We start from the raw sequence: 23,169 nt of genomic DNA, 5'->3' as shown, positions 1-23,169 counted from the left end.
CCGGCCCCAATCGCAACGAAAAAAGCGCCCGTAGCTCAGCTGGATAGAGCACCAGACTACGAATCTGGGGGTCAGAGGTTCGAATCCTTTCGGGCGCGCCATTCCTGAACAAAAGAGAGAACTCCGAGCGCGGTTTTATCAAGACCGTTGGATGCGGCCCGTGCCAGAAGGGCCTTAGAGCCCGAGATGCGGATTTCCTTATCTCCGACACTGACCTCTTGCATGGTGAGTCGAACGTATGCCTGCCTGAAGTCCGGCGGCCCGTTTTGGAGCTTATCACTCAGCAAAGCCGCAAAGGCCGCGATCTTGTCTGGAGTGATAGCCGGCTCGCCGTTCGCCAGGCGCTTTTGCAGATCGGCAACCTCCGCTCCCAGCTCGTCGCGTCGAACTTTGAGGCCGACGAGCCTCTCTCTGAGACTACCATCCTCGGCATCCATGACGCCCTGCTCGACGAGTGTCAGAAGCCGGGCAATTCCAGCTTCGGCGTCCTTATACGCCTGCCGAAGTCTGCTTAGCCGCTCCTTGATGTCAGCGGACCTGCTGTTTGCCGATTTGAGATAGGCCTTCAGCAGATCGCTCAATCGATCTGAGTGCAGAACACGAGCGCTAACCTCGTCGATGACGATCTGATCGAGCCGGTCCATCGGCATGCGCAGGCCCCGGCATGCCGTCGCTCCCTCTTTGAGTTTCCGCGAACAGGCGTAGTAGCGGTAGAGACCGCCCTTGCCGGTGTTCTGAATTAAAGCGGCCCCGCAATGTCCGCACCGGGCGACGCCAGCCAATAGCGTCGGACCATTGACGATCCGAGGCGCAACGCGCTTCGGGTTTCGACTTTGCAATAGGGCCTGTACGGCGTTGAAAGTCTGTTCGTCGACGATCGCCGGAACCTGAACTTGGACCCATTGAGAGGGCGGACGTGGCCGTCCGTTGCGGCTATCGAAGCGATTGAACTGATGCCGACCGCAGTAGGTTGACGATGTCAGGAGATCGTGGACGCCTCCAGTCGAGAAGCGCCGGCCGCGGCGAGTGATGCCGCGCTCATTGAGATAGGTCGCAATTGCCTTGACCCCCATCGGTCGGCCTTCTGTCCCCATCGCGAGGTTGAAGATCAACCGCATGATACGCGCCTCGTCGTCGCGTAGGACGAGCACTTTCTTATCTTTTGTACCCCGGCGCTCCTGTATTTCTGTGGCATAGCCGTACGGCGGCTGCGAGCCGTTCCAGAAACCTTGTCTGGCGTTTTCCAACATCGCGCGATGCACATGTTTTGCGTTCTCGCGGGACTGATGCTCGTCGAAGACGTTTAGGACCTTGCGGATGAACTCGCCGCTTGCATCCTGCCCAATGTCCTGCGTGATCGAAACGAGTCCGACGCCGGCCTTACGCAACTGCCGGACATAAAGCTCCGAGTGAAGCGCGTCGCGGCTGAAGCGACTTAGTGAATGAACTACGACGAAATCGTAAGGCCGCTCGATCCGAGTCGCCTTGTAGATCATTTCCTGGAAAACCGGTCTGTCGTCATCCAGCGCAGACGCTCCAGGCTCTGAGAAGACTTCGACGACCTGCCAGCCACGCTGGTCGCAATATGCCCGGCACTGGGCAATCTGATCCGGAAGCGAAAGATCGCGTTCGGCCTGTCTACTTGTCGATACCCGAACATAAATTGCGGCGGTTGTCATCGTGGGTTCTGTTTATCTTGGTCGAACAGGATAGCGTCGATCTCTTTTGCTAGAAATGCCCGGAGTAAAGCTATCTCGTCTCGAGTTGGAACAAGCGTCTGTGGCAAATCTGATGAAATAGTGTAGCCTTCGAAGACCGTCTTTGTCGTCGCGCTTTCAGAGGCAGTTGGAGAAACCTCATCGGATGTCTGGTTCCGATCGGCATCTGCTAACTCGAGATTGTGAGGTGTCTGTTCCACCTCTCAGTCTCTAGGGATAAAATCGATTGTCGACTACTGTGTAGGCAAGCAGTGGTATCGTTTGCGACCCACCCGGAAGCTAGAAAAGCAATCAGAGCAGTGCGAAGTGGCAATCATGCTTGAAGATAAGTTCTTGACCAAGGAGCACCTGGACGCTTCCCTCGATTCGAAAATCGCGGAGCTAACAACATCCATTTATCGAGCGCTGATACTCCAAACGGTCGCAATCGTCGGATTGTTCGCCGCAATATACAAATTTTGTTGCTGACCCGCCGGCCACCTCAATTGCCGCGCTAGAAACTATGGAGTTGGAACTTAAGCTCATGAGGCTCACAGGTCACGAGCTTCCGACCTTTATTAAACCGCTTCGAAGTGCGTCTTCGACGTCAGGAATGGCCCATCGCTCATTGTCCTCAAGGGCCTGATCTACCGCTTCGATAAAATCTTCGCTAGCTTCGTGCTTGTTTAGAAAGCGTCGTACTTTCATCAACAATTGACGTTGGCGGATACACATTTGTGCCTCGTCAATATCCTGCAGGCTAAAGTGCTTCGCTTTTTTCATTGCTGTGCCCTACTGTAATTTGCGGATGAGGTTTCGCGCCGAACGCAATAAGCGGCCGCGGTCTACATATCTTCGGGCATCTATACCCAACTGCTTTATCTCTCCGACGTCGTGCAGCGAAAGACAGTTGTCGTCGCTTTTAAGAAACCTCAAACAAATGGTTCCGGGAAATAGAAGCGAGTTCGTCCGCCCTCGTGGCCAAGCATAGCCAAGCTCGGACGCGATATCGGCGGTCAGTTCCCTCCAGACCGCAAGAGGCGCTTGTCGGTATTTTGGCTTTAGGCAAACCTCGACAGCAATATCAACATCCCCGCAATCGTTGGCTTTGGGATCGGCAGCACTTCCGAACAAAATCAGTTTCGAAATCCAAAAAACGAACCGATCGTCGTCCCTCATCTGTTCGACGCGCCCCAGTGCGCGGGCAAATCGTACCATCGCCTCGTCGCGGCTAATAGGTTTGAGGAACCGGGCGGAGCTTAATTGCAAAGCTTTGGAGGAAAGGACAAAATATCCGTCGACGCGCTCCAAGTAACCCGAACCCAGCAACCGAGTGACAAGCGCTTTCGGATCATCCGAGATTCTACCAAATTTTTTCTCGTACCACGACAGATCAGCCCGACTCTCCGTCAACTGCCGGAGCGCGTCACGCAAAACTTTGGCAGGAACGCCCTCTATAATCTCATCCTTTCGCAAACGCATATTTGACCATGTCTCCTGGATATTTCGTCCAAAACCACCCCGGTCGGTGGGAGGCGGTTGCTCCCGAGTAACTTTGATAGCGGCGCTTAGGGGGGCAGCTCCAACAACTCGTGATCGCTGAAAATCGTCAGCCCAGAAAAATCGATATGGACAACGCTACCGCAGTGCTTCTTGAAATCGTCTAGCGCCCTCTCTGACAAATCGAACGCCTGCATCCAGAATTTGAGGGCTCTCCGAGACTCTCTAAGTATCAGCTCGATGTCGTCGCACTCGCTGAATGCCCCCGCCCATCCATGGATAAGCTCTCTCATTTTGAGAAGGATCAGCTTGGCATCTTCAAGGTCTTTGCCGCCCACCTCCATTAAGTCGGTTAGACTGCACTCCAATTCATCGAATTTGTTTTTGAATGCCCCGATCGTCTCATTGGTCGGTCTTATCGATGCACTCCCTCCTTTGATCTGAAGCTGATGCCCGAGAAACGAGAATGGGTCTCCAGTCTTGCCAGACTCTCGCAGTGCAAGCGTGAAATTCCCGCCCGGGAGGTTTCCTACGGCCTTTACGAACTGCTCCGCCGCGGCTTCGACCTTCTGAGCAGAAGCAGCGAGCAGCAAAAAGTTGTCGGCGTAGTTGATCAAAGCTACGTCATCTCGTTCCCAGCGAAGCCGTGACAAAGACCAGCCGCTAACTATCGGTGAGCAGATAGAGCCTGTAGGAATTCCCGAGCGGGCGTCCGTAATGATCATGGAGGCATTGGGATATGGGGTCTGGACCTTTGGGTCCTTCTTGTGACTCCTTCTCGTGTCTACCTTCACGTTCAGGTGTCGTCCTGAGACGACGTAGTCTACCAATCCCTGTGGGACAGGCAGTTCCTTCAGTTGCTCCCTCTCGAAGCTGCCGAAGAAATTTCGAATATCGAGATGGGCAAAATGCGTCGGTGCTAGTCTCGTTAGTTCGCGGAAGGAAGCGATTGCCCTGTGAACGCCGCGATGGCCAAACTGGAATTTGCGCGGAACAAAGTGGGTGGCGACCAAGTCCTTGGCGATTAGTTGCATCGCCTTTTGCCGAGGACCGAACTTCGCCATCGTCCGATACTTGCCGTTTCCCTTTGGCGTTGCCCAAGCCCAAACTGTCTCTGGCAAAGGAGCTTTGACCGACATCCACAACGGAACTTCGATGCAATCCTCAAGCGGTATGCGGGCTGAAAGGGGGAGTGCTTTGTTAGCTTGAACTGTGTAGGCGATCAGGCAATCCTGATCTGAAACCAAGATACTGGCCCAGAGCCTCTGTTGGTCAATGTCCCGACTCTTCACCGCAGCCCGATAGCAACTGAGAGCCTGCCGCCGGCGTGCGTAACATTTTCCCACGAAGCGGATCATGGATTTCAGCTGGAAGGCCGATGCCTGCGTCGGAAATGGATGCTCATCCATTTCGACAAAATTTGATGGATGCCCCGCCAATCCGAAATCCTCCGCACTTCATCCGTTACAGGGGCAGTCGTACCACGGGATAGCAATAGAAAAAACATCAATTCTTCCTGATAGTTAAGTCAAATTTTTGCAATTGATTGCAATCTTGGCCCTGGAGTTGGATTGATGACGAGAAAAGACTTTGATTGTATAGGAACGCGCTACCCCAGTTTGCTCGGAAGACAGAACAGCCATGCCCGCCACTTCAAAACCTAAGTTTCCGAAGACAGCGAAAGAGGTCGTCAGCGAGATAACTAAGCGCGCTCCTTCGCTTGCCCAAAAGCCAAAAACCTCTGTCCTGAAGCTGGCAGACGACTTGTATACCTTCCGTTCGCTCAAGCGCGACGGCTCCGCGTTTCGCAATTTGGCCGAAAGATCGGGCATTTCCCAAAGAAAAGCCTACCACCTTGCGGACATAGCTCGAAAGCTTGAGGACTATTGGGATGCGGAACGCTTCGAAGCAATCGGCTGGACGAAGCTCTGCATGATTTCCGCCCGTGTAAAAGACGACACCGCCTCGAGAACTGTTGAGCACTGGCTAAAGTTTGCGGAGAGCCACACGGCCCGCGAATGCCAGCTCCATCTCGATGATCAACCGTTCGAACAAGAGACTAGGTGCATGCTCCTCCGGCTTGATGAGAGCCAATATGCAAAGTTTGCAAAGGCAGTCATGAAGCACGGCGCTAAGAAACGGGGAAAGGGCTTGTCCGGGGTGGAAAAGGCTCTGATGTCAATAATCAGAAAAGTCAGTCAGGCCGACGCACCGTAATTCGCCTGCTAAGGCCGCTTTCTGTTTCGAAAGTCGAGGATGCGGGGGGGGGGGGAATGACCATGTAAATTCCCTGCTCCCACGTACCAGTACGTTGTTGAGATTTTCAAATTCCCGAGCGGCTTTAGTGCCCATTGATCATCCGGCCACCCTCCCCCCAGGAGCAAAAAGGAGCATGCGACCTCCAGTTAAGTGAGACGAACGACAAACATCAAGACTCTAATCGAACCGGACGGAAGAACAATTTCAATTGTCAAGCTGTGCATTTTTGCAATCAATTGCAAAATTTAAATCACAGAGAACTATTATTTGTTCGGCGCAGGGCTTCCTTCCTACCCAATAAGAGCGCCTCTTGGACGGCTCTATGTGACTGCATTCCTCGGGAGAGGATGTAATACTTGCTCGTTGTGGCGAGAGCGGCGTGACCAAGTAGGTCCGGTGCAATCTCTATTTGATCGGGCGCATGATCGACAACCCCTGTCGCCGCAATCGTCCTGAATAGATGTGGCCAAATCCGCCGCCCGAAGGCATCGAGCGTTCGCTTCTCAATCTGAGCGCGAACAGATGCTTCGCCCATCGGCTTACCCCAACGATCAATCCAAAGTCGGGACGTAAATGAGGGCCTCTTTGCCTTCGCAAGAAGTTCCGTCCGGTGGATTTTCAGATAGTCGTCAATCCAAGGCGTCAACTCGGCAGGCAATTCACTTTCGTAAGCCTCTTTTGTCTTGGTTTCCTTTTCCGGGAAGCGAAGCCTATAGCGGTCATGATCAAAAAACAGGTGCGTCCCGATCTCGATCGATACCAAGTTGGCAATTCTAACGGGGCAACAGATGAGCATCGCGATCATAATGCCGTCTCGCCACTGCAAAGCGGGGAAGGGATAAGTTCGGTTGTCGCTCGCGCGGGCTTGGATCATGAGCCTGATGCCCAAGTCGTAGAGTTGCTCTGGCGAAACCATATGCGGCCGCTTATCGCGACGCTCTTTTGCAATGGCCTTAAGATCGGACGTTATTCCCCTTATCCAGCTCCAGTCGCACTTTGGCTCCATGACGTCGAGCATCCGCTGCAGCGCCCCCACCATCATGGCGACACTCCACGGAGAAACCCGTTTCTGCAGCTCAACAACAAATGCTTTTATATTGTCGAACGTGACACGGTCCCCCGACCATTCCTCGACCTCAAGGCAGGAACTGCTCTTCAAATGGGCCAGCCACTGACCGTAAGCCTGCTCACAGATACGCCGTCGCTTCGGGCTCCAGTTTCGGGCGGGTGATGAACCCGAAAGAAATACGCTGGGTTGGCATGCGGCAGCCCAGCGCTCTTGATCGCAGGCAGGCCATTCTTTCACCTTCAAACTCAACGCTGTGCTCAAGACCTATCTCTCCCTAGCCATTATTTCCGACCCCGCGATCGCCTAGCTGCTTCAGATCGATCCAGGATCACTCGCTCCTGGTAGCGACGGCTCGCCTCACGCTGCTGCTTGCGCGCGTAATAAGTTCGAGTTGTATTGAAATCCCGGTGACCGAGATGCTGGCTCACCGTGCTCAAACCTTCGGGATTGTTGCGGAGATAGAGTTCCGCCGAAATATGTCTGAACTGATGCGTAGAAACTGGCACACCAAGGATGCGCTTGGTCGCGTTCCGAATGCTGACCGTCATCGATCGCTGATCTAGCATCTGGCCGGTGAAATTGGGAAACAACCACGAGCTAGGCTCCTTGCAGAGCAGTGGACGCCATTCACGTAGGTAGATTTCGAGCAGCTCGGCACTTTCTTCTGGCAAGTGAAACCTGAGCGGTTCACCATTTTTCACATCACCTTCTGCGATCTCCACAATCCAGAGGGCGTTCTTTCCTGCACCGATCTTGCGGATGGTCTTGTCGAGCTCGAGACTGACGAGGTTTTCTCGACGCACCCCGCAAACTAGAAGAATCTCAATCGCAACCGCTGTCCGGAAGATGTTTGCAGCCCAGGCGCGATTGCTGCTGGTCCGCGCCCGTTCGACAAGCATCCCTGTCATCAAATAAATCAGATCCCGAAATTTCGGGTCATCCAAGCGATCAAGAAGAGCTTTATTCTTTGCCGTCATACCCCGCTTGCGCGGAGACTCTTCGATGACAGCCGCGACCAGTTGATCGAGGTGCTCGAGATCGCCCTCCGGCAATCTGGACCATTCCGCAATTCGCCGAGCACGCACTGCAATGTTCAAAAGGTACGGCGTTACTTTCTCTCCTGCGCGCTGATGTAAAAAGCGCAAGATCTGCTCAAGATTGCGAGGCGCAACCAGTGTAGAAAGACTCGAAAGCGACGCGAGCGGCAATCCAGCTGCGACCAGGGAAGACACCATTGTACTGATGCAGTTGCGATATTGACCAATCGTCGTAAACTTCAGATTCCTTCGAACCGGCCGACGGCGACCGTCGCGAGCTTGCCAACGCACTTTCTCTAATCGGGCTCCGAAGAGAGGTGGATCGCTCATTTCGGAAAGAAACCGTGCAATTTCGGCCTGAAGACTTTGAGGAAACAAGTCGGGACTGATCCAGTACGGCGTCCTCTTGGGCTCGGGCGGCGTCAATGTCACAAGGCCTTGATTGGGATCGGCGATCGCAATGCGGTTCCAAGAGCGAATTGTCCCCCTAACCACGTCATCCCATTTGACGACAAGCGCCTCTTCGCAGAGGTGGCTTTTGAATCTTTCAATATGACCGTCCGTTATGTCCTGCGGCGACCATACCTGAGCATTCGCGAAGTGGACCAGACGCGATGTCGACCTGAGATCACGGACTGCCAGGCCCGTCCGAAACAATCGCCATTCGGCGCGCAGCGGAAGTTTTGAGTTGGATGTCGCAATACACGGCTTCGCCAGTCGGAAGGCTGTCCGAACCCGGGATTTTAAGTTGGCAAAGGCCCCCGGGGTCATTCCAGCCATCGCCGGGGAGAACTGGCCGAGCTTGGACATGATCTTGGCGCAGTCCGCAGGAAGGTCGAGCGCGCCGTGCCCAATGAGTTGATCGACCCGCTTGATAGCCGACCGGACTTGCTCCTTCTTTGGACCACCCAGATTGCATCCTGCAATAAACTCCCGCAGGTCTCGAAGCGTATGGATTGCGGAAGTGGCTCTCACCTCCTCCTTATTGCCATTGTTATAGTCAGGAGTTATCATTGTTATGCACGCGCTATCATGGATCATATTTTGTTATTCCCCTATTAGATTATTCCTTGGCAGTAGTGAGATGGGGAATTAACAAGGCCCGGGATGACGGCCTTTTTCCAAGAAACTGGCTAGTTCCTGCCTTTCAATTCTGATTTGACGGCCTACCCGATAGACAGGGAAATAATTCGCCGCGATCCAGCGGCGAACGGTTGGCACCGATACGGCGAGATATTCGGCGGCGCATCGAATAGTGAGCAGATTGACTGGCTGGTTCCCGCCAGTACAGTCTGTCAAAGGTGTCACTTTGATTGGCTTCTGCGGAATACGAGAGGGCATCAATTCTACTCCCATGAAGCGCACCGTGAGAGCAGGTGATGACTGCAGCTTGCCGAAAGCATCGCCTCGACCCCGCGATCACCAGCTGGCTCAAACAAACGGCGCTGGTAATCCGGAATAATGATCAGTCACATCGGATTGGGAACAAGAGATTTCTCGGGTGGCTTGTTTCTGAGCCACCCGAAATTGATGCACGTATCTTGAAAAGCAAACACTCTTGGAGGAAATTTGACATCACGAATGCGATGACTCAAAGCCCCTACCTCCGCGACATTTTTCAGATTTTCAGGTCGGACAGAGCTCGGAGCAGCGCATCTTCCTTATCGATCAGACCACGCCCGACTTTAATTGCGCCATAGGCGACCAATACCTTCTCGAGAACCTCGTAATTCTTGGGCTCAAGATAGAAGAGCACGCTCTTCATACCGGGGCTGGGAAAGTCTTGCTTTAGGTACATTGCCAATTCGCGCGCTGTGCATTGTTCAGCCAGGATCAGCAATTCTTCAAGAATGCTCTCTTCCGCATGCTCACAGAGCAGCCGCACCTTACTCCAGCCGATCGCCGCGAGGCGCTTTTCGTCGACTCCGAGTGCACTGAAGGTTCGGTCTATTTTCGCGAGATCATACGCCTTGCGCAAACCAATACCCATGAACTCGGCTACAGAAACGAAGCTTTCTGGACTTTCGTCCTGAATTTCTCGCAGCCGCTTGGCAATTGAAATGAATCCGTCCCCCGCCCAATCGGCTATCATTTCAATTTTTTCTTTCGAACTACCCTTACTCATTATTCCACCATCTCCAATTCCATCGATAAATGGAAACTGGCTAGATGCCGGCCTCAAGGCAATTAGAACGACACGTGGCATCTCGATAATGGGCGATATGGTTAGCCTAGAAAATATGACCGACGAGAGATCAACCACATAGCGGCATTCCTCCGCATCGGCGCCGGTTAACCGGATACCAAGCGATGCAGAGAGCGATTCTGTTGGTCAACAGTGAAAAAGCCAAGTTACAAAAAATCCGATTAAGAGGGTCTGGACCAATAACGCTTTCAGAAAAGAACGGTGTAGCCTTCGAAAGGCATCGTCGACATCATCCTTGGTGATCCACCTGCATTCGCCCACTGACCGTCCTCCACAATCTGCAGTAGCCTGCGCAGTTCGCAAATATAAAGTTTTATCTCAAACGACGCCACTCTATGGCTGGCCCGCGCCAACAGCGACGCTGAATGTCGCTTAACTTTGTATCTGTGCCGATTCTTTGGGTTGTTTCGCAGGCCGCATCGAGATCCAAATTTTGCCATTCGTTCACCTGCAGCAGTTAGACTTGCTAATCGGGGAAATAGGAAGGTAAGCGGCTACTCATGTCTTTCATCAGCGGAGTTTCAACATCGCGTCCGCGCTGTCTTCTTGAACCCATTCCCGAAATTTATGAGGCCGCAACTTATTTGAAGGGTGCCGCTTCGGCGCTTCTCTCAGGCAGAGTTCAAGATGCTGATGCCTTGGTTCGCGCAGCCGACATTCCCAGGATTAGAGATTGGACGGAAGCTCTTTGGCGCAGTTCACAAATTTGGACCGTACCGTCTCTGATTGTCGGTACGGGCACTATTCGTATCTCGCGAACGGCGCAGAGAATGCCTGACAAGGCGACACGACAGGCGCTAATCCATCGAGACACGTATCATTGTCGGTTTTGCGGGATACCCGTTGTTCGGTCTGAAGTTCGCAATCGGCTCAGGAAATTCCTGCCGGAGGCTTTGCGGTGGGGAAGCTCAAACTCCACGCAGCACGCGGCGCTCCAGGCAATGTGGCTGCAGTACGATCACCTCGTTCCGCATTCTCGCGGCGGCGATAACTCGCTTGAAAATATCGCCATTACATGTGCCCCCTGTAACTATGCGCGCATGAACTACACTGTTGACGAGGTGGGCCTCGAAAATCCGCTGCTTAGAACGCCGGCGCAGTCTGAATGGAGTGGACTGGAGGAAATATTTTCTATCCCCAAGAGGGCGTCATCGACGCGCGACGCTGACTCGCAAGCAAGGAACTGCTGAGGCTTCCCGCGACGAGTTCCGCGATCACCATCTGATCCTTAGCCGTGATGAACTATCAGCGCAGAAAATTCGCATCTTCTAAGGAGACGAGAGAAGGGTCTTGCTCCTGAGGGGCTGGAACAAATTTCCCCCATCCCTCGTCAACTTGCAGAAACCGGTCGAAGTCATTGCTGGTGAGCAGGGCGTAATGGAATTCATTTCCTGATGCCAAACGCCGCGCGGCTTCTTGTTTGGCCAGCACCACGGGGTCATTGGACATCCAGGCGGACTTAATTTCTATCAGATGCGTGGTGCCGCAGGTCCGGATGATCAGAAAATCGGGGTAGTAGTTGCAGACGGTGTGGGAGTCGGGGTGGATGTAGTTGACGCGAAATCCCGACTGGCCGTGTACCAGCATGCCCGTGAAATAGATCCTATCGCCTTTTTCCAAACTCAAGACACGCTCAAAGAACTGCAATTCCGGGCGGCTATCGAAGCAGTAATGGTCGAGATGGAAAGTTCGCTCTTTGGAGGCTATGTACTTTGGGTAGTCACGGCCCGCCAATAGGTCAGGTTTCGCCCTGAAGCGAAACGAGCGCGGCCGATTTGATTGTGAGTTGTATCCCTTGATTAGTTCGACCTGCTCCTCGGTCTCACGCTCATAAGTTTCTATCTCGAAGAGCGAGTAAAACACCTTCGGAAGAATTATGTCGTACAGGACGTCATTCGACATATTCACGGCAGCAACGATCTCATCCAGTGCGGGCGACGCACTCCTGAGCATCTCGTCGATGGTGAATGGCGAAACCCCATCTCCTGCGAAGTATCGAGCAATCTCTGAGACAAGCGTATAAGCGGAAAAGACACGGTTCTCCAAGCGATCCGTGATGTCGGTCTCTTGTCCGATCTTACCGTTGATGGTCCGGCGGGTACGCACGAGGGCTCGGTAACTGACGAGTGCTTCATCAGATAAGTCTAAGGAAAGTTTGTCCGGCTTTTCCTTCCGCTTGGTCTGGTACAGTTCGCGCCTTCGTTTCAAAGTCAACACAATGGGGGGTGGCACTGCTGTCACGTCGACGGTCACGCGATCGTCTTCCTTCTTCGGCCCCAACTCCTCAGTCGTAACGCGGAAGTTCTGCTGAAGCTCATCCTCTAAAATGTCCATGTTCTCTTTGGACAGGTAGATATGTCCGATTTCCTGGATATCGCCTATGGACCGCAGGCAGCGCATCGTAGACTGAAGTACGAAAATTCGGGAACGAGGCGCGCGATAGAGCGCAACCCCAAAAAGAGAACGACAGTTCCAACCCTCTCTACCCTTGCCGACGAGTAGGATGAATTGCTTTTCTGACTCCGGTGTATCGAGCCGATTGAATTCTCTGATTTCCTCGGCGGTTGTTAGCCTCTCGTCGCCTACGTTTATGAGAATTCGGCTTGCGGAAATATCCAAGGAGGCGAGGATTTTCTCTAGTGCCGGCCTCAGCTCCCTATTCAATTCGTCGATCGTGGACGCGAAGAAAGCAAGTTTCGGCAACATTTCCTCGCGGCGGTTCTGACCCTCCTTCTTCCAGAAATCGTTGACGACTTCGCGTAAGAAATCGTTGGATTTTACGTTGCCCGAATAGTCCAGGAACTCCGGCTGCTTCAAGTATTCCTTCTCGATGGCTGCCTTGAGCCCGTAGGCATAGACGACCTCGGGCATGATCCTGTCTTTGACGTATGGTGTGCCGGTGTAATTGTAGCAGCCGACCACCTTGGTCCTTTTAGTTTCGAGCGCTTTCGCAAGTTCGTCGATCGTCGTGCGAAGGGCTGACGCATCCTTTGCTTGACCGAGATCCTTCTCGAGAGAGGCGCCCATCGAGTGGTGCGCCTCGTCGACATAGATGCCAAGCTGGGGCAGGCGCGCGATGCGTTGAAAGCGTGCGTTCACGGCGAGATCGGCATCCGTCTCTGGTGCCGCTTCGCCGAGGATATCGAACAGCTCGCCATACACCTCAGAAAGTGTTCCTGATCTCTCGGCAAACAGCTTATCGGTGACGGTAGGCTCCGCCGACCTGCGCTTCAGAATGATCTTCTGCGTATTTGAGATGATCACATTGAACGAAGAGCCGTCCTGGGTGCCGATCGTCGATGCGGTGTCATCAAGGAAGTGGAACTTCAGGTTCGTACGCAGGAAGTTGGCATACTCCGGCGGGATGACGAGCGACAGGTCGAAAGTCTGGATTTCCTTCAAAGACTGGAGGACCGTCTTGTCCGGTGCAAATACCAGTGCATTCTTGCAATATTTCGAGTCCTTGCCGAACTTGTTGGCCAGCAAAAACTCATAAAAGATACACGTGGCCATGAGGATGGTTTTCCCAAGGCCCATGGTCAGCGCGAAGATGTAATTGGGGTATGAGCGCGCCCGCTCGCTCAGGCGCTTAAAAATGACATCGTATTGAGCCTCACCCTCCAACTCCAAAAAAGGGAGCATGGTGGCCTGTCCCTTACGGTCGGCACCCGTGGTCTGAAAGCCCTCGAACAGGCCCTCATTCTTGGCCCATTCCGAGAAAAGCTCGTGGACGTGTCGGTTCTCTCCGAACTCCTTGAGGAAAACGTAAATCTCAAGCGCCTCGAATTGAGGTTGGCGTAAAAAGGCGTCGGCCCGCAACGCAGGGTCGTTGAAATCGAGGAGGTGGCGTGTGAGCTGCCGATACCGGTTCCGGATACGGCCGCGATTTGCGCGATGAAAGTTAGCGAGCGCCTGGAAGAACGCGAAATCCTGGCGGATGGTTGTGGAGGTTCTAGCCATTCTCAATTTCCCCCTCCCACGATTCTGACAGCAGGTCGGTGATTTTCACACGAATGGTGGCCGCATCAGCTGGGATTGAGTAGCGTCCTGTCACCAAGCCATCCTTATCGGGTGAATCAACGATCGAAGGGCTCAAAATGGCACCGTCATAGTTCCAGTCGACCTTGATGCTCTCTACGAGTTGCCGCCAATCCTCAACCGCATCTGCCTCCATAGAGAGCTTTTGCAGGAGGTTCATTGGGAAAAATCCCGTGACGACCAAATACCCGTCCTCGATCGCCAAACGTGCTTCTGACGCACGTTTGAAATGGAGGTGCGCCTTATCGCGGATGAGATCGGTCACGAGAACTTCGATGTCGAAAGGCTTGGCCGCCTTCTGCAATTCTGCGGCTAAGTCCGGTTCATGCCCCATGCACACAAGGTGGATACGTTCAACCGGCTTTGACGGCGACTCAGCCGCCCGACGCTCAAAGGCTTTGAAATCGAGTCCATTGATGATCTCGTTCAGATCTTGTCGCGTCGCGATGCGATTCACCGGCATGATCTTCACCAAATGTTGGTCGCGTTGACCGTCGAAGATGCTGTCGGACGCCATAGGCTGCAGCTCCATGGCGTCTTTGATCAGCTCTTTCGCCTCAACTGGATTGCGGAAAAAATCATAATTATTGACATTATAGACTTCGAAACCACCGGAAGCCTCGGCGACGGTCCCGTCGAGCGAGGCATCAAACAAGTCGTTCTGTCCGGATCGCAACTCATCACGCACATTATTGATTCGAGCGATCGTTTTTTCGACGGCCCCGAGATTTATATCCGCACCGATGAATCGTCGACCGAGCTTCATTGCCACTGCTTGCGTAGTACCCGAACCCATGAAGCCATCGAAAATAAGATCGCCTTTCCCACTGAAAGCTCGGATCAACCGCGCCAACAGGGCCTCTGGTTTTTGAGTTGGGTAACCGACTCGCTCCCTTGCAGCAGGGTTTATTATCGAAATTTTGAGAACGTCTGGTGTGGCGTCCGCGCTCTCGCCTTCCCAAACATCTGACAGGGGAGATCCCTGCGAATCTTCTTCCGTATCGTGAGCCGTGCGCCGCCCAGAATCGTCGAAGCGCGCCTGTTGTTTTTTCCCGCCCCACCGCCTAAGCGTGCCTTGCGAAGGGGGCTCGTACTCGAGTTGATTGAACGTGCGCTCGTCAGATTTCTCAGCCGACTTGCAGTAGCATAGCAAATTATCGTGGTTTCTTTGGAATGCTCGAATCTTTGTAGACCACTTCCGATAGTGCCATATGATTTCATTTACGAATCGATCTGGGCCAAACACCTCGTCCATCATACTTCGGAGATGATGAGACCGTTTGGAGTCACAATGGACGATTACGTACCCGTTATCCGAACAAAGCTCTCTCAGGAGATGAAGTCTTTCGTACATGAACTGAAGATAATCATCATTGCTCCACATGTCCGTGTACTGCTTCTCTTCGAATGAGGTGTAGTCCGATGCGACCTCAACCCCTCGAAGTGAAACTTTCAATAAATAGTCGGCCTTGCTGTCAAAAGGGGGATCGATATAGATCAAGTCGACCTTCCCTCGGAATTCACGCAGTAGATGAGACATGACCTGAAGATTGTCGCCCCAGTAGAGCCTGTTCCACCAGCCATCTTTCGGATCGCCATAAGCTTCCTTCTTCTGCGCGGGGAAATACTGCGTCGACGTGAACGGCCGCTTGCCAGCCCAGCGAAGCTCAGGGAAGCCACGGATCGGCGGCAGATCGATCTCAAAAGTTTCGAACGCTTCTGTCTTGGTCTTGCTCATAGATTCCCCCTGATGCGCATCGCGACTAGACTCTGCAGAACGTCATGTCGCAATAGTGTTGGAAGTCGCAGCTTTTGCAAAGCTTCTCTGGCCGCTCTCTCAAGCCGTATTGCTTGGTCACGATCTTCTGAATTACCGCATCCACCTGTTTGATGGTCCCTTCGACATCCGACGTCTCGCGATTGAACGTGATGCGCGGATTCCCCATATCCTCGCCGGTGTAGTACAGAGCCATGCGACTGACATGCACGTTGCGTTTTTGCTCGAAGAGGTGGGCGTAGATTTGGAGCTGGCGACGATAGCGGGCCAGTTTGTCGGCATCGGCGATTAGGTCCGGCTTCTTCTCGGTCTTAAAATCGATGATCTCGAATGACCCGTCGTCCGCCTGGATGAGGTCGACGTTCCCGGTGAGGACGTAGTCCTCCTTCAACAGGCTCAGTTCGACTTCCGCTTCGCGCAGCCGATACCAGTTCACGCGCTCTCGGTCCACATAGGTTGCCACATGGCGGCGGGCAATGCGCAGTACTGGCTCCGCCAGGTAGACTCGCTCTTTCTGTGAAATGTTGGCGTAATTCATCTGGAACCATCGATCGATCTGCTGCGCAGTGACCTTGGCTTCTTCACCTCGCAGCACCGCTTTGTGAATGTCCTCGATGGTCTGATGTACCAGCGTGCCGAACAGGATGGCGTTCGTGCGGACAGGTGCGAACTCAAGGTCCTTGAAAAATCGGTATTGCTGCGCGCAGCCCTCGAACACGAGAACATCAGAGGTAAACGAGTAGCTGTGCTTGAGATTCGCAGCTTTTACTTGGGCAAGCTGAATAACGTTGCGATCAAACTTCAGCGCCCGCCAGCTCTGGAGCGGCGTATAGACCGGCTGGAAGTACTGGGACGGGACGTTGCGCTGTCCGCGTGCTTTAGGCGTATTCTCCTGGCACGTGAGCACGAGCATGTTCTGAGCGCGTGAAAACGCCGTATAGAACAGGCGCCAAAAATCAAACGTCTTAATGCGATCTACAGGCTCAAACGGCTCGTCATCACTGAACTCCTGCTCAAGCATTTCATCGAGTTGGCTCTGTTGTTTGCGCGGAACAGCGTCGAGGGAGCCGGCGATGACGATCGGGAACTCTAGTCCCTTGGATTGGTGGATCGTCATAAACGAAACGCAACCGGACGGCGCGTAGTCGGCCTCATCCTCATACTCCTCGATGCCACCGTCCCAGAGGAAGCGGAGGAAGAGGTTGAAAAGCGTAATGAGATCCTTTTCGAGCCTGTCCGGCCTAATGATGATGACGTTGTACAGGTACTCGTACTTGTTCAACAGTCGAGACAGCTTGGACAGATTGCGCGCGGCTCTGCTGTCACGCACCCCACCATGCGCCGCATCCTCGCCTAGGTAATCACTAAATGTCGGGAATTGGAGCAGGTCGTAAAACAACCCGGCGAACGAGTAGTTCGTGTTTTCCGATAGCGCGAGATGACGTTTTGCGCGTAACGTGATCCACGGGGCGATCTGGTCGTCGATCCCAGATTTTAGGTGCGCGATGAAGTGGCGAAGGCAGTCGTCATAGTACGCCCAGACGGCGAGGTTCATGCTGTCGCTTGTCGTGCGTATCGCGCCGTATTGCGGGAACATAAACAGCAGGGCACCAACAACAAGACGCACCTCTTCGCGTTCGAAAAACATGTTCGAGCGAGGCGCGTAGATAGGAATGCCTTCGGCTTCGAGGGCGTTGGCAAACGCGACAACTTTCGGGTTGCGAACGGACCGAAAAAGGAAAGCAACCTGGTTCCAGTCGCTGAGGATGCGTTCCGCATTAAGGTGCTTCAAGAAAGCAACGGTTTCAGACGCCCAGTTTTCTTCACCGTCGGCACCGGATACCTTGAATACGACGGGACGTTCTGCACGGTCGGAGCTTTCGGCCTCGATCGTTTTCGGGAACCGATATGATCGCACGTCGTCTTGCCAATCCGTCAGCTTCATCCACTCGTTATAAAACTCAACGACTCGGGGATGAGACCGGTAGTTCTTAGTCAACTTGATTTGCGTGCATGACCCAAAAGGGAAACGTTGAGGGAATTCAAGAATGTTTCGGATCGATGCGCCACGAAAGCGATAGAGAGACTGGTCGTCGTCACCGACGACGCAGATATTGCGATTCTTGTTTGCCAGGATGAGAAGAATCTTTTCCTGAATGGTGTTTGTGTCTTGGTACTCATCGATCATCAAGTAATCGTATCGGGACTGAAGTTGTTCACAGACCTCTGGCAGCCCGAGCAGACGCAGAACTTCAACCTGGATCGTTGAGAAGTCGAGATAGTTGTATTTCTCTAGAAGCTCTTGATAGAGCTTGTAGGCAAGGCTGTACGCTCGCAGTTCGGGCAATTCGCTCGTCGCAAGAGATTCCGGATTGACGGCTTCTTCAGACAACTTGTTGAGATTGGCAGCTAGCATCTGGGCCACGCGCCAACTCGGCGTCTGAGGCGAAGTCGTCACGGCCGATAGAAGGCCATCAATGGCACGAAACTCGCCAAGATGCTGATAGATGAAATACTGCTGATCGAACTGGTCTAGGATGGTGTAGTTCCGACGGAAGCGCGAGTAGGCGCGGAACTCGTCCAGCATGGCCAAGAATATAGAGTGCAGCGTTCCCACAGCGAGGTCGAGCGGATTTATTCCAGAGAGGGTGGACTGCAGCCGGTTTGAAATCCGAGCTTGGAGTTCCTTTGCGGCCTTCTCTGTGAAGGTCGCGACAAGCACTCTTTCCGGTGCAACAGATCGGGACGCCAAGAGATTTGCCGTCCGCTCAACGAGACAGAACGTCTTACCGGACCCGGGACCAGCAACGATCAGGACTGGACCGTCAAGAGTGCTAATCGCAAGTTGTTGCTGTCGGTTAGCTTGATTCATTGGTTAGACAAACTCACTTTCTAACGCTCAGCTTTGATCCAGCCACAAGGTACGACGGCCCTGCGTTAGTCGGTTCCGCGACGCAGGAGGTACAGTTATTTGAGTGAATTTGCAGCCGCCAAGCCCAACCTGAAAACAAAGGGACACAATCTGCAATGCACACCCTCTGAGAACGTCCTGGTCTTCCACCCAATTTCCTGAGGATTACCAGCAAGAGTTGCTGACAAATGTTCTTGCCTTGTTCTAGCATGGGACATGGCCAAGACTGTTACTAACAACCAGCTGCTGGGGGAAATCGGCGAGACTGCCGTTCGCCTGCGTTTCCTCACGATAGGATTTCAGTTTGACGGGCGTTCCCGGCTGGAAGCAGGGGTGGATGGCATTGCGGAGGTCATGGACAACGGAAAGCCTCTTGCCCGCATGATCGCGGTGCAAGTCAAGGCAACGGAGTCATCCCGCTACGCATCCGAAGATGACAAAGGTTTCAGCTACCTTCTCCGCGCGGAAGACCTCGCATACTGGCGCGGCTCGAACCTACCGATCATCATCGTTTTGTACCGTAGATCGGATGAAACCTATTTTTGGAAGGCGGTAAGTCTCGATATAGAGGGAGACGGGCGCAAACTTCAGTTCGACAAGACCCGCGACATCCTTGATCAGAACGCGGTGGACCGTCTCGCCGTCCTCACGGTCCCGAAGGCGGGATTTGGCTATTACGTTCCGCCGTTGGGCGGCGGCGAAGAAGCGCTGGTGAACATTCTTCCCGTGGTCCTGCCTCCGGAAGTGTTTGTTGCATCGACTTCGCTTGACGCAAGGAAGGCGATTTCAGTCCTGTTGAACAGGGATGAACCAGCCCGCTTCGATTGGGCGATCAACGGAGGCACATTCTGGTCGTTCACCGATCCCCGGGAGTCGAATTGCCGGCATGTTGTGGACATCGATCAGGTAGAAGCGATCGATACGGCCGAGATTGCCTTCCACGAGGACGTTGAAGAGCTAAACAATTTTGCCTTCCTGCTCCGCAAGACGCTCGACCACCAGGTGCGCGCGGATCTGGCGTGGAACAAAGATCGGAAGCTATATTATTTTCGAGCACTGGCCGAGAACACGCCACGTGCCTTCGCCTACGAGGCGTTGAAAAAGAGGGCGTCGACCGAGGTCGTTAACGTCGCCCTGAACAAGGCCGATAAAGCGAGTGTCGACTTCGTTCGCCATCACGCATTTCTCCCCCGGTTCGAGCGCCTCTTCGATCAGTGGTACCTCGTGATCAACCCGACCTACTTTTTCACGACGAACGGGTTTATGCCGCACTCGTACCCGGCTGCATTGCTCGCCGGGAAGAAACGCCTCGACAATAGCGCTTCTCTTCGGGGGCAGGTCGTCATGTGGCACCGCTTTCTCAGCAGGTCCGATCGAGAACAAGGCGGTCTGTTCGGCGCGGGCTCGACGAAGCCGCGCCTTAGCTTCGGTGAGCCGCCGGCGGTCGCGCTCGCGACGCGCGTCCCGGAAGACGTATGGGCTTCCCAGAAGCCCGTACCTGAATCTGGCGGCGAGCAGGAGCGCTTGTTCGGATGAAATTCGAGACCAAAATATTCGACGAACCGCATCTAGAATTTGGTGACAAACACCATCATCCTGATCCGCGCCTTGGCCTTTTCGAAGCCGGTCCGCTACAGATTCCACTGGGCGATGTCGTCAACATCGCCGTCGTCGGCGACGCGAAGACCATCGAAGATGCGAAAGCGTTCTTCACCGGCGCCGCGGCGGGCTTCAAGGGCAAGGGTGACAAGCACCCCAACCTGCATCCGGATTTCCCTGGCCTTGGCAACCAGAACCCCTTTCGGTGTAAGTTCGAAATTGAGGAAGGCGCAACCGCCGCTATTTCTCAATCGAAAATCGACAAGATCCGCAAGGAGCCCCACCACCGTAGAGCCGTCGAAATGGCGGTCGAAGAAATCGTGCAGCAGCTCCAGGTACTGGATGAGGGCAGCCATCGCCCGGACGTCGCGATCATCGCCCTGCCCGTGAGTCTGATCGAGAGGGTCTGGAACGCGAAGGTGGACTCCAAATCGACTGTGGAGAAGGACGACAGCGGCGGCTCGGACGCGCCGGACTTCAGGGGGATGCTGAAAGCGAAGGCCATGAATCTGAGCTTTCCAATTCAGATCGTCTGGGAAGATGTGTTCGATGAGTCCGCAAAGATCCCGCGCAAGATAAAGGAAAATCGTGCCCGCAAAATTCAAGATCAGGCGGGCCGGACCTGGAATCTCCTGACGACGCTATACTACAAGGGGACGGGACGTATTCCCTGGCGGAAAATGCCGAACGACGGCGAATTCACCGCCTGCTACATCGGCGTCAGCTTCTACCGCGAAGTCGGCGGTCAGCAGCTCTTCACGAGCGCGGCGCAGATGTTTGATGAGAGAGGGCGCGGTTTCATTCTCAAAGGCAAGCGCGCCTTTACGGAAAGCCGGGGCCGTCATCCTTACATGACACGGGTCGATGCGCGCCAGCTTATCGCGGACGCGCTCGCCGCTTACAAAAACCACCATAAGAATTACCCAGCACGTGTGATCGTTCTCAAGACCTCGCAATTCCGCGAAGAAGAAGCGGATGGTATCCTTGAAGCCCTGGACGAAGCCGGTGCGGAGCTTCGCGACCTCGTTTGGGTTCAGGAATCTTATTCCGTGAAAGTCCTTCGGGACGGGAACTATCCGGTCATGCGGGGAACGTTTGTTGATCTCGGCGGGAAGGGGCTGCTCTACACGAACGGCAGCATCCCCTACTACGGCACGTATCCGGGCATGTACGATCCCCGGCCCCTACTCCTCTGCCCGTACAAAGGTAGCGACAGCACCATCGCTCAGATTGCAAGCGAGGTGCTGGCTCTTACGAAGATCAACTGGAATTCGACGCAGATGAACCAGAAGCTGCCCATTCCTATCCGGGCCGCCCGTGCGGTCGGCGAAGTGCTGAAGCACGTAACGGATGAGAAAGTCAGTTCGGATTACGCCAGATATATTTAGCACGTGCGGAACAAAAAACGCCCCGAACTCGGGCGCTGCACTCGGACAGTCGCGACACAGCCGAACAAAGATGAAAACTTTTCAGCGGAGATAATCCAACGATGTTCGTAATGGCTAGTACCATCGCGACACTACCGGTCCAAACTCAATCGCTGTTCAGAAAGTTACCTGACCACTTCACGACCACTATGTAACCTTGGAGAGAGTGTCAAACATTTCAGGCACGCCCCGGCGGAATGGATCGAGCGCCGCGGCTCGTTCTTTTGCCCATGCGATCCAATCGTCCAATGAATCACCAGAAGCCGTGATAGCGGCTCCGCTTGGGGCCCGCTTCTCGATTTCCGCAACAAAACCGAGTAGCTTTTCACGCTCCTCCCAGTTCTCCGCATACTCCCGAAATTGGTCCCAGCGCTTATCGTCAATTTCCTTGAGGCGCTTGGTCTCGTAGCGTCGGACTTCTTCTTCTTGGTACCGAGCGTAGCGCTCCTCGCGCTCTCGCTTCATGTGCTCTAGGATCGGTCCCGCCGCCATAATAGTGCTGACGATTTCGGGCAAGCAATCGCCGATTTTTCTTTTCTTGGTTTCAATCCACTCGGGCTTACGCCCATCCAAATAAGTAGTGATAGACACTCGCAAGAAACCCGACGAGTCTAGCCCCGACTGGTGGTGATCGGGATAGGCCGTCCACTTCCTAGTTTCGTCTCGAGACTTAAGTGATTTAACCAACTTCTCGACAATCGAACACTCGACCTCATGGCCCACGATCTCAAAGGTTACCCTTCCTGTTAAAGGGGACTTCTCAATTCTGCCTCCAGCTTTTTCGATACCCTTGAAAACTGCGCTGGTAACCCTGAAACGATAAAGATCGCGCTCGGTCAAATCGGGAAGCAACGAGGGCGACCACCAGTCATCTTGCCGACGCCTCCTATGCTCCTGTTCACGCTCTTTTTGCGATTTCTTATGTTCCGCAATCCAGGCTCTCACTCGCGGATGAAGAGCATCCAGACCTTCAGGTACAACGATCCCAATGACCTTCTCAGCTGCAGTAGCTGCCGATTTCTCAGCTTCCGGCGGCAACCCCCGCTTGGCCGGGGTAGGATAAATATCAGCTCCTTGCGGAACTCCGTCCTTGCGCGGCGGGAGCTTAAACTCGACGACTGGTCTACCGGCTGCTTTCTTGGCCCAATAGCCTCGTGGCGGGTAAGGCACGTCAAGTCGGTCGCATATTTTTGAGAGGCCGTTGCCACTGATACTGAATTCTTCCGCGAGGCGACTTATCGGCTTCTGCCAGACTAACTCATAAAGCTCTTCGCGAGTCACTCGCCGCGCTTGCTCACGGTTTAAGTCTACCATAGCCATCCTGCTAAGATATTTGTTCGGACTGCAGGATAGGGTGAATAAGTGGTCGATGGCGAGAGCAGCCCCGCCCTTTAGCTTGTCAAGGGGCTCTCAAAGGCGCCTTCGCCCCCAGCGATTTAGAATTTATACGGCAATACAATAAGATAGGAGTTCTCATCTTTATCCTTCCCGGCGCGCCATTTCAAAAACAAAAAGATCCGTGCCTTCCATCGTGCCCGGCTGCGGCCAACAATGAAGCGGCTAGCCCCTATAGCGAGCGCGCATTCGTGAACGACACGACAGCCATGAACAATCGATCTTACCTGACGAATTTAAAACCGATATAGCTG

At 53.9% G+C, this 23,169-nt stretch carries 17 protein-coding genes and 1 tRNA gene; 5 read left to right on the top strand and 13 right to left on the bottom strand.

Going from position 1 to position 23,169, the window contains the following annotated elements:
- Window positions 1-24: 24 nt before the first annotated feature.
- Window positions 25-101, top strand: a tRNA-Arg gene (locus tag ACLB1Z_RS01670).
- Here the strand turns inward: ACLB1Z_RS01670 and ACLB1Z_RS01665 are convergent.
- From ACLB1Z_RS01665 to ACLB1Z_RS01645, 5 genes are all read right to left on the bottom strand, one after another.
- On the bottom strand, window positions 72-1,679 hold the full coding sequence (locus tag ACLB1Z_RS01665; protein WP_409561755.1) for a recombinase family protein: 1,608 nt from the start codon (window positions 1,677-1,679) through the stop codon (window positions 72-74). The two genes, ACLB1Z_RS01670 and ACLB1Z_RS01665, sit on opposite strands and share 30 nt — an antisense overlap.
- Window positions 1,676-1,918: a hypothetical protein gene (locus ACLB1Z_RS01660; protein ID WP_409561754.1), complete on the bottom strand. Its 243-nt coding sequence runs from the start codon at window positions 1,916-1,918 to the stop codon at window positions 1,676-1,678. The genes ACLB1Z_RS01665 and ACLB1Z_RS01660 overlap by 4 nt, the downstream gene beginning before the upstream one ends.
- A gap of 337 nt (window positions 1,919-2,255) precedes the next feature.
- On the bottom strand, window positions 2,256-2,480 hold the full coding sequence (locus ACLB1Z_RS01655; RefSeq protein WP_409561753.1) for a hypothetical protein: 225 nt from the start codon (window positions 2,478-2,480) through the stop codon (window positions 2,256-2,258).
- Window positions 2,481-2,489: 9 nt separating this feature from the next.
- Window positions 2,490-3,179: a hypothetical protein gene (locus tag ACLB1Z_RS01650; RefSeq protein WP_409561752.1), complete on the bottom strand. Its 690-nt coding sequence runs from the start codon at window positions 3,177-3,179 to the stop codon at window positions 2,490-2,492.
- An 86-nt stretch (window positions 3,180-3,265) separates the two neighbouring features.
- Window positions 3,266-4,636 (bottom strand): hypothetical protein, encoded by a 1,371-nt coding sequence (locus ACLB1Z_RS01645; protein WP_409561751.1) that lies wholly within the window; start codon window positions 4,634-4,636, stop codon window positions 3,266-3,268.
- A 202-nt stretch (window positions 4,637-4,838) separates the two neighbouring features.
- Between ACLB1Z_RS01645 and ACLB1Z_RS01640 the strand changes: the two genes are divergently transcribed.
- Window positions 4,839-5,414, top strand: coding sequence for a hypothetical protein (locus ACLB1Z_RS01640; RefSeq protein ID WP_409561750.1), 576 nt, complete (start codon window positions 4,839-4,841; stop codon window positions 5,412-5,414).
- Between the two features lie 292 nt (window positions 5,415-5,706).
- On the opposite strand, the gene ACLB1Z_RS01635 is transcribed toward ACLB1Z_RS01640, so the two are convergent.
- The 4 genes from ACLB1Z_RS01635 to ACLB1Z_RS01620 form a co-directional block, all read right to left on the bottom strand.
- Window positions 5,707-6,786, bottom strand: coding sequence for a tyrosine-type recombinase/integrase (locus ACLB1Z_RS01635; protein WP_409561749.1), 1,080 nt, complete (start codon window positions 6,784-6,786; stop codon window positions 5,707-5,709).
- Between the two features lie 20 nt (window positions 6,787-6,806).
- Complete coding sequence (locus ACLB1Z_RS01630) at window positions 6,807-8,603, bottom strand: tyrosine-type recombinase/integrase (protein WP_409561748.1); 1,797 nt, start codon at window positions 8,601-8,603, stop codon at window positions 6,807-6,809.
- A 51-nt stretch (window positions 8,604-8,654) separates the two neighbouring features.
- The gene (locus ACLB1Z_RS01625; RefSeq protein ID WP_409561747.1) at window positions 8,655-8,903 is read right to left on the bottom strand and encodes a helix-turn-helix domain-containing protein; all 249 of its coding nucleotides are present in this window, start codon (window positions 8,901-8,903) and stop codon (window positions 8,655-8,657) included.
- Between the two features lie 277 nt (window positions 8,904-9,180).
- Window positions 9,181-9,687 (bottom strand): hypothetical protein, encoded by a 507-nt coding sequence (locus ACLB1Z_RS01620; RefSeq protein ID WP_409561746.1) that lies wholly within the window; start codon window positions 9,685-9,687, stop codon window positions 9,181-9,183.
- Window positions 9,688-10,268: 581 nt separating this feature from the next.
- Between ACLB1Z_RS01620 and ACLB1Z_RS01615 the strand changes: the two genes are divergently transcribed.
- Window positions 10,269-10,958, top strand: coding sequence for an HNH endonuclease (locus ACLB1Z_RS01615; protein ID WP_409561745.1), 690 nt, complete (start codon window positions 10,269-10,271; stop codon window positions 10,956-10,958).
- A 55-nt stretch (window positions 10,959-11,013) separates the two neighbouring features.
- Here the strand turns inward: ACLB1Z_RS01615 and ACLB1Z_RS01610 are convergent, their stop codons facing one another.
- Genes ACLB1Z_RS01610 through ACLB1Z_RS01600 form a run of 3 tightly spaced genes read right to left on the bottom strand, consistent with a single transcriptional unit; the run spans window position 11,014 to window position 18,455 of the window.
- On the bottom strand, window positions 11,014-13,728 hold the full coding sequence (locus ACLB1Z_RS01610; protein ID WP_409561744.1) for a hypothetical protein: 2,715 nt from the start codon (window positions 13,726-13,728) through the stop codon (window positions 11,014-11,016).
- Window positions 13,721-15,544: a site-specific DNA-methyltransferase gene (locus ACLB1Z_RS01605; protein WP_409561743.1), complete on the bottom strand. Its 1,824-nt coding sequence runs from the start codon at window positions 15,542-15,544 to the stop codon at window positions 13,721-13,723. The genes ACLB1Z_RS01610 and ACLB1Z_RS01605 overlap by 8 nt, the downstream gene beginning before the upstream one ends.
- 25 nt (window positions 15,545-15,569) lie before the next feature.
- Window positions 15,570-18,455, bottom strand: a complete 2,886-nt coding sequence (locus ACLB1Z_RS01600; RefSeq protein WP_409561742.1) for an ATP-dependent helicase — start codon at window positions 18,453-18,455, stop codon at window positions 15,570-15,572.
- A 255-nt stretch (window positions 18,456-18,710) separates the two neighbouring features.
- Between ACLB1Z_RS01600 and ACLB1Z_RS01595 the strand changes: the two genes are divergently transcribed.
- Window positions 18,711-20,030 (top strand): DUF4365 domain-containing protein, encoded by a 1,320-nt coding sequence (locus ACLB1Z_RS01595; protein WP_409561741.1) that lies wholly within the window; start codon window positions 18,711-18,713, stop codon window positions 20,028-20,030.
- On the top strand, window positions 20,027-21,481 hold the full coding sequence (locus ACLB1Z_RS01590; protein WP_409561740.1) for an argonaute/piwi family protein: 1,455 nt from the start codon (window positions 20,027-20,029) through the stop codon (window positions 21,479-21,481). The genes ACLB1Z_RS01595 and ACLB1Z_RS01590 overlap by 4 nt, the downstream gene beginning before the upstream one ends.
- Window positions 21,482-21,667: 186 nt before the next feature.
- Here ACLB1Z_RS01590 and ACLB1Z_RS01585 read toward each other — a convergent pair whose 3' ends face one another.
- On the bottom strand, window positions 21,668-22,801 hold the full coding sequence (locus tag ACLB1Z_RS01585; protein WP_409561739.1) for a hypothetical protein: 1,134 nt from the start codon (window positions 22,799-22,801) through the stop codon (window positions 21,668-21,670).
- Between the last annotated feature and the right edge of the window lie 368 nt (window positions 22,802-23,169).

It is taken from the genome of Hyphomicrobium sp. MC8b (assembly GCF_905067615.1).
Taxonomy (GTDB): Bacteria; Pseudomonadota; Alphaproteobacteria; order Rhizobiales; family Hyphomicrobiaceae; genus Hyphomicrobium_B.
Note: the sequence above shows the minus strand (reverse complement) of the source record. Positions and strands in the feature narration are given on the sequence as shown.